The following is a 9,677-nucleotide window of genomic DNA, read 5'->3' as shown; positions in this document are numbered from 1 at the left end:
CGGTCGGCTCAGCTCGCGCCGAGCCGCTGCTCCCGGTGTTCCCGCACGGCGCCCGGCAGGTCGTCGGCCGGGGTGGCGCCCGCGCACTCGCTCAGCACGTGGTGGCCGAGGAAGCCGAGGAAGGACTCGTGCTCGGGGATCAGGCCGAGCCGGTTGTTGTGGGTGTGCAGGTAGCTGACGAGCAGCACCTGCTCGCGCCGCTCGCGCGGGGCGTCGGCGCCCGCGAGGGTCACCGCGTCGAGCACGTCGTCGTCGACCGCGGCCCACGTCTCGCGCACGGCGTCGTGGAACGGGTCGCCGTCGAGCCGGGCCTCCAGCACGCTCTCGGCGTGCGCGCGCATCACGGGGGCGCGGGCCTCGAGCAGGGCGGGCCAGGCGTCGAGGAACTGGTCGAAGGTGTACGGCGCCCAGAGCAGGCAGTAGTGCCGGAAGAACGCCGCCATCTGCGCAGGCGTGCGGCCCGCGGCGAGCAGCCCGCGCAGCATCATGGAGAAGCCCGCGCCCAGCCGCCTGCCGGAGTTGCCCGCCGCGGCGCTCAGCGTGTCGAGGACGACCTCGCTGCTGGCGTGGAAGAACCGCTCGGCGGCGCGCACCCCGCGCTCCCCGCCGTACTTGTGCAGTTCGGGGGTGTACCGGGCCGGGCGGATGGTGTCGGCGGGCAGGACGTCGTCGACCCGCTCGTCCTCCAGCGCGGCCATGGTCGGCTGGGCGGCGCGGAACTCGTCGGCGTCGAAGTCCGCGCCGCTGGGGTGCTCGGCGAGGTAGGCGGCGAGCTTGCCGGTGACCGCGTCGAGGGTGTCGGCGTCGGTGCGCATGCGCAGCCGGATGTGGTGGCCGCCCTGCCAGTAGCGCAGGAAGAACCAGGCGGGGACGGCGTCGCGGAGGTCGGCCAGCACCGGGGCGACGGCCTCGACCAGGAACTCGTCCTGCAGCCCGTACCGGTGGATGTGCACGCTGCGCCACGGCTCAGCCGACATGGGCGTCTCCCTCCAGGTTGTACTCCACGAAGAACTCCTCGGCGGGGTGCTCGGCGGGCTCGGGCAGGCACTCGTGGAACACGACGTCGCCGTCCCGGGCCTGCTTGGCGAGCACGTGCAGCAGGAACGGGTTGCGGCTGTCGAGGTAGTGCGGCTTGTGCAGGCGCGCGCTGCGGGCCTCCAGCGCCCACTGGCGGGTCTCGGCGAGGAAGTCCCGCTCGCCGTCGGCGACCGGCCGGGGCGCGTGCACGCGGAAGAACGTGTGCCTGGGCAGACCGTGCTCGCGCCGCCAGCGGTCGAACGCGGTGACCGCGCCGAGGTCCTGGCGCTCCAGGCCGTCGCGGTCGGGCAGGTCGGCCGCGCGGAACCGCCAGGAGCGCCGGTCCAGCACGAGGTCGCCGAGCAGGACCCGGGGCCGGTGCCCGGTCGACGGGCGCACCCGGTCGAGCTGGTCCCACAGCCCGCCCCGGTAGGTGCGGGTCGGGGCGAAGGCGCAGAGGAACCGGTACAGCATGGGCGCGGCGGCCGGGTAGAGGAAGTTCAGCGGCACCAGGTCGATCGGCTGTCCATCCTTTGTGGAGACCAGGGTGAGGCGGCGGGTCGCGCGGTCGGCGGTGACGACCAGGTCGGCCAGGGTCAGCGTGGGCTCGGCGCCCGGCAGCGGCACCGACCCCGGGTAGACCAGCTCGTGCGGGCTGAGGCGGGGGTGGAGGTTGAAGTTGAGGCCAAGTGCCGCGGTGATGTCGGTCTGGCGGGGCGCGGTGGCCGCAATGTGCTCGCGCAGCGCGGTCCGGAGGTTCCAGCCGTCGCCGGTCTCCAGGAGGTCGCAGTAGCGGGAGAAGAACACGCCGTGCCCGGTGGTGACCCCGTTGACGACCACCTTGTCGCCGATCTGGACCCGGTAGGCCGCCGAGCGCCACGGGACGACGGTCGCGGGCAGCGCGTCCGCGTAGGCCGCCAGCGCGGCCGGGTCGAGGCGCAGATCGTCGGGCTGTTCGCGCAGGAAGGTGAAGAACTCCGCGCGCAGGTCGCGGGCCTGGTCGGACGCCGGGTCGCCGACCCCGCACATGACCGCGCTGGCCTCTTGCGGCGTGAGCGCGGAGAAGGCGCGGTACAGCTCAAGCAGCGGCACGCCCGCGTGGTCCTCGCCGTAGTGGCGGGCGAAGAACGCGTAGAGGCCCAGCTTCTCGATGGTGGCGTCGTCGAGCACGGGCACGATGCGCTGGAACAGGGCGAAGTGCTCGCGGTTGGCCGTCAGGAGCGCGGGCCGCCAGGTGGCCGCCGCGGCCCGGGTGCCGACGTCCTCGTACATCGCCGCGCGCATCGCCTCCCTGGCGGGGGGCGGGCAGCCGAGGATGTCGACGAAGCGCTGGACGAGGGCGCGCAGGTCGGCGAGCAGCCCGGTGCGCCGCTCGGCGTCGGCGTCGGCGTAGCGGTCCTCGATGTCGCGCAGGCCCTCGTACACCTCCGCGCAGCGCACGGCCTGCTCGGTGCCCGCGGCGCGGAGCACGCGGGCGGCGGCGTCGGCCTGGGTGGTCAGCTGGTCGGGGAAGCCGAGGCCGCGGTGGCAGAGGCCGAGCTTGACGAGCTGGTCGATCGTGTTCTGCGCGCCTTCGCGGTCGAGACCCGCCTCGATGAGGCGATCACGGAGGTCGCGCACGGTGCGGTCGTGCTCGCCGAGCAGCGTCCGCAGGAGGCCGACCAGGGCGGAGTTGCGCGCGGTGACGATCCGGTCGGGGGTGAAGCCGTCGTCGGCGCCCTCCAGCGGCCTGCGGGCGAACACCGCCTGGTCGCCGTCGATCAGCAGGGAGTTGTTGATGCGCACGCGGAGCACGTCGTCCGCGCAGTCGAGGCGGTGCAGCTGGTGGGCCATCCAGGCGAGCAGGCCCACGCTCAGCCGGGTCATGGCGACCCGTTCGCCCCGGCCCTCGCCCGGGGCGAACGGGTGCGCGCCGATCTCGGTGAACGAGCCGAACGGCGACGGTTTGAACGCCACCCGGTAGGCGAAGCTGGTGATCGTGCTCTCGGCCCTGCGCCGCCTGCTCGGCTTGCGCGAGGTGTCGAACGGGTCGGCGGCGTAGGCGCGCACCTCGCGGTGGACGTCCTCGCCGGACAGCTGCACGCCGCGCTGGAAGTCCTCGCCGAGCGCGACGTCGGCCAGCGTCTTGCGGGCGGCGTCGAGGTCCTCGGCGTAGGCGGCGGCGACGGCGTCGGCGTGCCGCAGCGACTCGGCCTGCCGCGCGGTCCACTCGCGCAGCAGCGCGGCGGTGCCGGGGGGCAGCGGGTCGTCCGGCGGGCTGGGCACGCGTCCGTTGTGGACGTCGCGCCGGACCTTCAGCCAGGCGCGGCGGCGGTCGGCGGGCAGCGTGGGGATGAGGGCGTGCAGCGCGTCGGACAGGCGCTCGCGCAGGTCGTCGGGCTCGGCGGTCTCCGCGAGCAGGGCCCAGGTGCGCTCCGGGACGACGCCGGACAGCGCGGCGGGGCCCAGCGTGCCCCGCCGGAACAGGACGTAGGGGCTGAAGCTCATCGCGGCATCACCGTCACCTCCACGTACGGCGCCGGGCGCACGGCGCCGACGGAGATCTGGGCGTGGGCGCCGCGGCCGGTGCCGGTGAGGCCGTAGGCGCGGTCCACCGCCGGGGTGTCGAAGCCCAGGACGGGGTGGCTGCCCAGGCCCAGCGCCGCCGCGGCCGAGACGACCGCGTCGACCGCCGCGCCGACGGCCAGCTGCTGCTCCCGGTAGCCGCGCTCGCCCCGCCCGGCCGCGCGGTGGTCGGTGGCGGCCACGACGTGCACGGTGAACGCGGCGAGGTCGACGTTGTAGGTTTCGGCGAACAGGGCCGCCTGCAGGACCCGGCCGGTGTCGCCGGGGACGCCGACGAGGTCGCGGCCGTACCAGCCGGGTTCGACGCCGTCCACGTTGTGCACGGCGCAGCGCACGTCCACGTCCTGGCCGAGCAGGCCGTGGCCGCTCCACCTGAGCAGGTCGAGCGCGGCGGTGGCCTCGTCGAGCACCCGGGTCAGCGCCGCCCTGGCGACGGCCCGTCCGGTGAACAGCCTGCCGTTGGAGGTCCGGCGCAGCAGCGCGGCGGCGTCCACCGGCGGGACGGCCGGGGCCGGTCCCCTGCGGTCCGGCACGGGCAGCGGCGGTGTGTGCTGGTAGGCGGCCCGGCGCAGGGCGTCGAAGCGGTCGGAGACCGGCACCGGGAGCCTGCGGTCCACCGTGGTCGGCGGATCGCACGCCGGTCGCGGGACGGGCTCGGCGCAGGTGGCCCGGCCCAGGCCGAGGACGGCCAGCGCGGTCTCCTCCGCGCCGTCCAGGCCGAGCAGGGCGTTCAGCCGCTCGTCGGCGAAGTCCAGGCACAGCTCGGTGTGGCCGAAGGCGGCCTGGCCCAGGCGCACGGCGCGGCCGACGGCGACGCCCGCGTCGACCGCGCCGAGGCGGGCGGCGAAGTCGCCGTACTTGAAGTAGTTCTTGCCCGGCCGGTTGGCCAGCACCAGCGCCACCGACGCCGTGCCGGCTGGCACGGGCCGGTGCAGGTCGACGAGGTCGTGCCGATACGGGTCGTAGTGGTAGGCGCGTTGGTCGCGCAGCACGTACACCTCGGTCGGGTACATGCCGCCGCCGGAGGGGATCGGGCGGCGGGTGAGGTAGCGCGGCGCGGCGGGCGCGGGGTCGCGCGGGGTCGGCGGCCGCCCGCCCGCCGGGTCGAACCGCACCCGGGTGACGCCGAAGCCGAGCCAGAGCAGCCGCCCGAGCGGGTCGGCCGTGCCCAGCGGGACCCGGTCGGCGTCGGCGTAGACCTTGACCGGCCACGGCGCGCGGTCCCAGTCGACGCGCCAGTCCGCCGGGTTGACGTCCTTCGGCGTCTCGCGCAGCGCGGCGGTGAAGCCGTCGATCACGGGAACGGATGGGGAACGCATCCGACCTCCTCCCCGTCGGCGAGCCCGGAGCGGTACGGCACGCCCGCGCCCTCGGTCAGCCTCGGCAGCCCGACGGTGCGGCGGTTGCGGTGGCCGAACGTCATCGGCACCGCGCCGGGCACCAGCACCCGCACGCAGGCCAGGCCGGTGCGGCGCAGTTCGGGCATCGTCTGGTCGACCACCAGCACGTCGAGGCCCGCCGCGAGCACCCCGGACACCGCGAGGTCGAGGTCGGCGCGCAGGTCGTCCCCGGTGGTGACCAAGGCGGGCACGTCGGCCAGCGCGACGCGGTCGTGGTCGCCGTCGAGCAGGAACGCGTACCGCTCGCGGGCCTCGGGCAGGGCGCCGACCAGGGAGTGGTCCTCCATGCGGGTGATCAGCCCCGGGTCGGCGAGCATCGCGAGGCCGTCGGGGCGTCTGCGCGGGTAGCTGTGCTGGGTGGCCATGACGCTGCCGATCAGCTCGTGCAGCCCGCCCGCGATGGCCTGTGCGGGGTCGGGGTGCGCGCCAGCGCCTGCGAGCACCCTCGGCCCGTCGTCGGCGGTGTTCTCCGCGACCAGCCAGAACGTCGGCATCCCGTATTCCATCGTGGACTGGAACGCGCGGAAGCCGAAGCCGGTGAACAGCCGCGCCTTGCGCACCAGCGCCCGCACGGACTCCGGCGCGGTGGCCAGGTCGACCTCGGGCAGGGTGAGTCGGCGGTACCAGGTGAGCAGGAAGGAGTCGCGCTCGGCGACCTCCCGCAGGCCGTGCAGGACGGCCTCCTCGGCGGAGTTGCCCAGGGCGCAGCCGTTGGAGGTGTCGTAGACGAAGGCGGTCTCGCCGTCGTGGCGCGGCCCCCAGAAGGCGGCCCGCTCCGGGACGAGCACCCGGTCTCGGCGGCGGAAGGAGTACGCCCACACCCAGTCGACCACGGTGTCGGGGTGGAACTCGCGGTAGCGGAAGCCGGGCAGGCGGTAGGACTCGCGCGGGTGCGTGCCCAGGTCGAGCGGGTGCACGGCGGTGTCGGCGACCTCGCGGTAGGCCGCGCGGACCGGTGCGCGCCTGCCGCCGCGGTGCAGCCCGGCGTAGCGTTCGAGCCCTTCGAGGACGGCGATGGTGCGGCTGCCCCGGTACGTGCGGCCGCGGCCGATGGCCGGTTCGCGCCTGCCCCACCGGGTGGACAGCTCGACCGAGCAGGCGCCGATCGGGCTCTGCAGGTCCTGGCGTACCTCGGTGAACAGGCCCAGCCCGCTGAACAGGTACTCCCGCTCCACGGTCTCGGCGTCCAGTTCGGCCGTGCGCAGGGTGGTGGGGGCGAGCTTGGTCAGCGGCGCGTCGGTGAACACGGGCACGGTGTCCGAGGTGGTCACGCCGCAGCTGGGGCAGGTGGAGTCGGCGAGCAGGGTGCGGCGCTCCGCGGTGCCGTTCTGGCCGTCGACGACGATGACGGACCCGTCGTCGGTGGCGGCGCGGACGTAGGCCTCGACCATGCCGAGCACGGCGGGGCCGAGCACGCAGACGTCGATGTCCCTCGGCACGGCCTCGGCGAGCGCGTCGCCTGCGAAGTCCGGGCCGAACGGCGAGTTGGCCGTGCGGGTGACCAGGCAGTGCGGGCAGCCCGCCGTGCCGGGGCGCCAGTACGGTCCGATGTAGACGAACGAGCGCCAGGTCCCGACGAACAGCAGCGGCCTGCCGGTGCCCAAGCACTCGACGATGGTGTCGTTGTGCTCGGCGAGCCGGTCCAGCTCGGCGACCAGGACCAGCGCGGGCACGTCGCGGAGGCGGGCGGCCAGGTGCGCGGCCAGGAAGCCGTCGCCGATGACGGTGGTGGGCGTCAGCTGGGCGGTCACCGGCCCACCCCCGGCAGCCGGACGCCCACGACGGCGGCGTCCGTGCCCAGGAACGGGACGAGTGAGGCCAGGTCGACCGGCTCGACGTCACCCGTCAGCCACTCGGGCGGGGCGAGGTGGGCGGTGTGCCCGTCGGAGCCCGCGGTCACCGCGTGCAGCAGGGCGCTGCGGACGGCGTGGTCGTCGTCGACGCCGATGGCGGTGGCGACCTCGAAGTCGGTGGTGCGGACCCGGGCGCGCACCAGTCCCCCGGCCAGCGGCTCGACCGAGGTGGCGCACCACGGCCGTCCCTCGGCGCGCAGGGTCTCGGCGAGGAAGTCACCCACAGGGTGACCCGTGTCCGCGGCGGGCCGCCAGGACAGCGACGTGGGCGGCACGGCGGCGGCAGCGGTCAGCCGAGCCCGGTAGACCGCCTCGTCCCACGTCCACCCGGCCCCGACGGCGAACCCGTCGACCGGCTCCCCCAGCACCTCGGCGGTGCGCCGGACAAGCCACTCGACGGCGAACAGGACGGCCTGGTTGCGCGCCTCCCGCGCGGCGAGCGCGCGGCAGACGACCAGCCGGGTGTCGGGCGCGGACGCGGTGCTCGCCGGATCGGCCACCAGGCAGCTGCTGGCCGACACCGGCACCTGCTCCAGGCCGCCCTCGCCGAGCGAGTGCAGCGGCCCGGCCACCTGGTCGGTCCACGCGGTCGTCACGGCCACGATCCGGTCGGACACCGCGATCGACTCGGCCGAGTCGGTCGACGCCGCGATATCCGGCCGCACCGCCTCCACCCGCGTCGGCCGCGCGGGGTGGTCGGCGGGCCGGGGGTGCCTGCCGCACAGGGGGTGCCTGCGGCCGGTGTGGCTGCGCACCGCGGGGGCCACCGGCTCGACCGAGGTCACCGTGTCCGCGGTCGGCAGGGTGATGTCCGCGAGCCTGGCGAACGTGTGCTGCGCCAAGTGCAGCGCGCCGATCGTGGCGGGGGCGGCGGCCGGTGGGTGGTCCGCGGCCGACACGGCGACCGGGACGGCGATCGAACGGTGCACGCACTCCCAGCACCAGTCGCGTCCCGACCCCGGCGGGACGGCGACGACGTACTCGCCGCACCGGCCCAGCACGCCGACCGGGGCCGTGACCGGCACGTCGGCGCTGGCGGGGCTGTCCTTGTCCGTCGCCACGAGCACGACGTCGGCGTCGGCGACCGTGCCGAGTTCCCAGCGGAAGCCCGGGTCGGTCGCGCCGAGTTCGGCGACCAGGTCCGGCGCGTCCGCGTCGGCCGACTCCACCCGCACGCGGGCCAGGCCGAACTCCGCGAGCGCGCTCAGCAGGCCGCGCAGGGCGACGCCGTCGCCCACGCACCCGATCAGCGCCGAGCGGGCCTTGAGGAACCGGGCCACCGGGCGGTCGGCGTGGTGGTCGAGGAACGCCAGGTGCGCCGCGTAGCGCTCGGACATCCAGGCGGGCACCGGCTCGGGGTCGTGCCGGACCTCGCGGAGGAAGCCGTTGCCCGCCAGCGTGTCGACCAGCCGGGACACCGAGGTGCGGGCGTTCTCCGGCAGCCCGGCGCAGATGTCGGCGACCGTGCGCCTGCCGTCGAGGTTGGCGAAGACCGCGCCCACCAGCTCGTAGGCGCTCGCGCCCCGGATGGAGAACGAGCCGATGTTGTTGCGCAGCCAGACGCCGTCGTCGTGGCGGACGTAGAAGGCGTCGGCGCGGACGGAGAACCGTCGTTCGTCGATCATCACAGCTTCCCGTTGGCGCTGTAGGCGGCCAGGGCCGCGGACTCGGGCACGCACTCGACGCGGGTCGGGCGTTCGGGCTCGGGCAGGGCGGCGCAGTGGGCGCGGACCTCGGCCTCCCCGACCCGGCCGACCACCTTGGCCACCAGGTGTTCGAGGCCGTTGTCCGGCCGCTGGACCAGCACGCGGACGTCCGCGACGCCGTCGAGGGCCAGCAGGTGCCGCTCGATGGCGCGCGGGTACACCAGCACGCCCCGCAGCTTCTCCCCGCCGTCGACCCTGCCCTCCAGGCACAGGTTCCCGTCGGCGTCGAAGCGCGCGTAGTCGGTGCCGGTCACGTAGCCGGGGTTGGGGGTCACGCCCTCCCCCGGCCGCCAGACGTACCGGCAGCAGTCGGGACCGGCCACGGCGACCGCGCCCACCCCGTGCTCGTCGGCGTCGGCGAGCCAGACGGCCTTGCCCGGGATCGGCGGCCCGACGTGCCGGTTGTGGCCGGGGTCGTGGTCGACCGCGATGGCGCCGGTCTCCGCGGTCCCGTACAGGTTGGCCACCTCGGCCCCGGCGAAGCGCGACCGGATCAGGTCGACCCGGGTGGCGCTGAGGTGGCCGCCGCCGAGGAACAGCCGGGCGCGGCGCATGTCCACCGGCGCGGTCATGCCCAGGCACGCCGCCGCGGCGAGCGCGGGCACGCCCAGGACGAACACCTCGTCCCGGGCGGCAGCGGCGACCACCGGCTCCCAGTCCTGCGCCGGGAAGACCACGAGATCCCTGCGCAGCAGCAGGCTCGGCAGCAGCGTCATGAAGAACGCCGCCGAGAACTGCAGCGGCAGGCAGGTCGCCAGCACGGGCGGCAGACCGCCGGGGAACATGGCCTGCTCGTAGTGCAGGGCCACCAGCTCCCAGGAGTCGGCGTGCCCGACGGCCAGCTTGGGGACACCCGAGCTGCCCGAGGTCGCCACTGCCCACAGTGGACGGTCCTCGCGCACCGGGCACTCCACGGCGGACAGTCCGGGCAGCAGCTCCCTGCCCTTCATGCCCGACGCCCACACCAGGACGGTGTCGGGGACGGTGGCCACGGCCAGCAGGGACGCGATCGCGTCCAGCCCGCCCGCGGGGTCCACCGCGTACGCCGACCCCGGCTCGACCAGCCGCGACCGGTCCCGGCCCGTGCGCAGCAGCGCGTCCCACGTGGCGAACTCCGTCCCCCACCGCACGCCGCG

Annotated in this window: 6 protein-coding genes; all 6 read right to left on the bottom strand. The window is 75.3% G+C overall.

Translation table 11 applies throughout. The annotated features are described in order from the left end of the window. Nucleotides 1-8: 8 nt before the first annotated feature. Genes Actkin_RS12090 through Actkin_RS12065 form a run of 6 tightly spaced genes read right to left on the bottom strand, consistent with a single transcriptional unit; the run spans nt 9 to nt 9,671 of the window. Nucleotides 9-977 carry a thiopeptide-type bacteriocin biosynthesis protein gene (locus tag Actkin_RS12090; RefSeq protein WP_258907216.1) on the bottom strand — a complete coding sequence of 323 codons (969 nt, stop codon included), beginning with the start codon at nt 975-977 and terminating at the stop codon, nt 9-11. After that, nucleotides 967-3,504 carry a lantibiotic dehydratase gene (locus Actkin_RS12085; protein ID WP_258907215.1) on the bottom strand — a complete coding sequence of 846 codons (2,538 nt, stop codon included), beginning with the start codon at nt 3,502-3,504 and terminating at the stop codon, nt 967-969. Before Actkin_RS12085 ends, Actkin_RS12090 begins: the two co-directional genes overlap by 11 nt. Then, complete coding sequence (locus Actkin_RS12080; protein ID WP_258907214.1) at nt 3,501-4,901, bottom strand: nitroreductase family protein; 1,401 nt, start codon at nt 4,899-4,901, stop codon at nt 3,501-3,503. The genes Actkin_RS12085 and Actkin_RS12080 overlap by 4 nt, the downstream gene beginning before the upstream one ends. Further along, nucleotides 4,877-6,733 (bottom strand): TOMM precursor leader peptide-binding protein, encoded by a 1,857-nt coding sequence (locus tag Actkin_RS12075; RefSeq protein WP_258907213.1) that lies wholly within the window; start codon nt 6,731-6,733, stop codon nt 4,877-4,879. Before Actkin_RS12075 ends, Actkin_RS12080 begins: the two co-directional genes overlap by 25 nt. Next, entirely contained in the window at nt 6,730-8,460 is a 1,731-nt protein-coding gene (locus tag Actkin_RS12070) for a hypothetical protein (RefSeq protein WP_258907211.1), read from the bottom strand. The genes Actkin_RS12075 and Actkin_RS12070 overlap by 4 nt, the downstream gene beginning before the upstream one ends. Further along, on the bottom strand, nt 8,460-9,671 hold the full coding sequence (locus Actkin_RS12065; protein WP_189212691.1) for an AMP-binding protein: 1,212 nt from the start codon (nt 9,669-9,671) through the stop codon (nt 8,460-8,462). The genes Actkin_RS12070 and Actkin_RS12065 overlap by 1 nt, the downstream gene beginning before the upstream one ends. Nucleotides 9,672-9,677: the final 6 nt, after the last annotated feature.

The sequence above is a fragment of the Actinokineospora sp. UTMC 2448 genome, from assembly GCF_024760565.1.
Lineage (GTDB): Bacteria > Actinomycetota > Actinomycetes > Mycobacteriales > Pseudonocardiaceae > Actinokineospora > Actinokineospora fastidiosa.
The sequence above is the reverse complement of the archived record's forward strand: the minus strand, read 5'-3'. Positions and strand labels throughout refer to the sequence as shown.

What these genes read in the sequence shown, in the direction of transcription:
- Actkin_RS12090 (WP_258907216.1), bottom strand. Translation starts at nt 977, where the DNA reads ATGTCGGCTGAGCCGTGGCGCAGCGTGCACATCCACCGGTACGGGCTG.
- Actkin_RS12080 (WP_258907214.1), bottom strand. Translation starts at nt 4,901, where the DNA reads ATGCGTTCCCCATCCGTTCCCGTGATCGACGGCTTCACCGCCGCGCTG.
- Actkin_RS12070 (WP_258907211.1), bottom strand. Translation starts at nt 8,460, where the DNA reads ATGATCGACGAACGACGGTTCTCCGTCCGCGCCGACGCCTTCTACGTC.
- Actkin_RS12085 (WP_258907215.1), bottom strand. Translation starts at nt 3,504, where the DNA reads ATGAGCTTCAGCCCCTACGTCCTGTTCCGGCGGGGCACGCTGGGCCCC.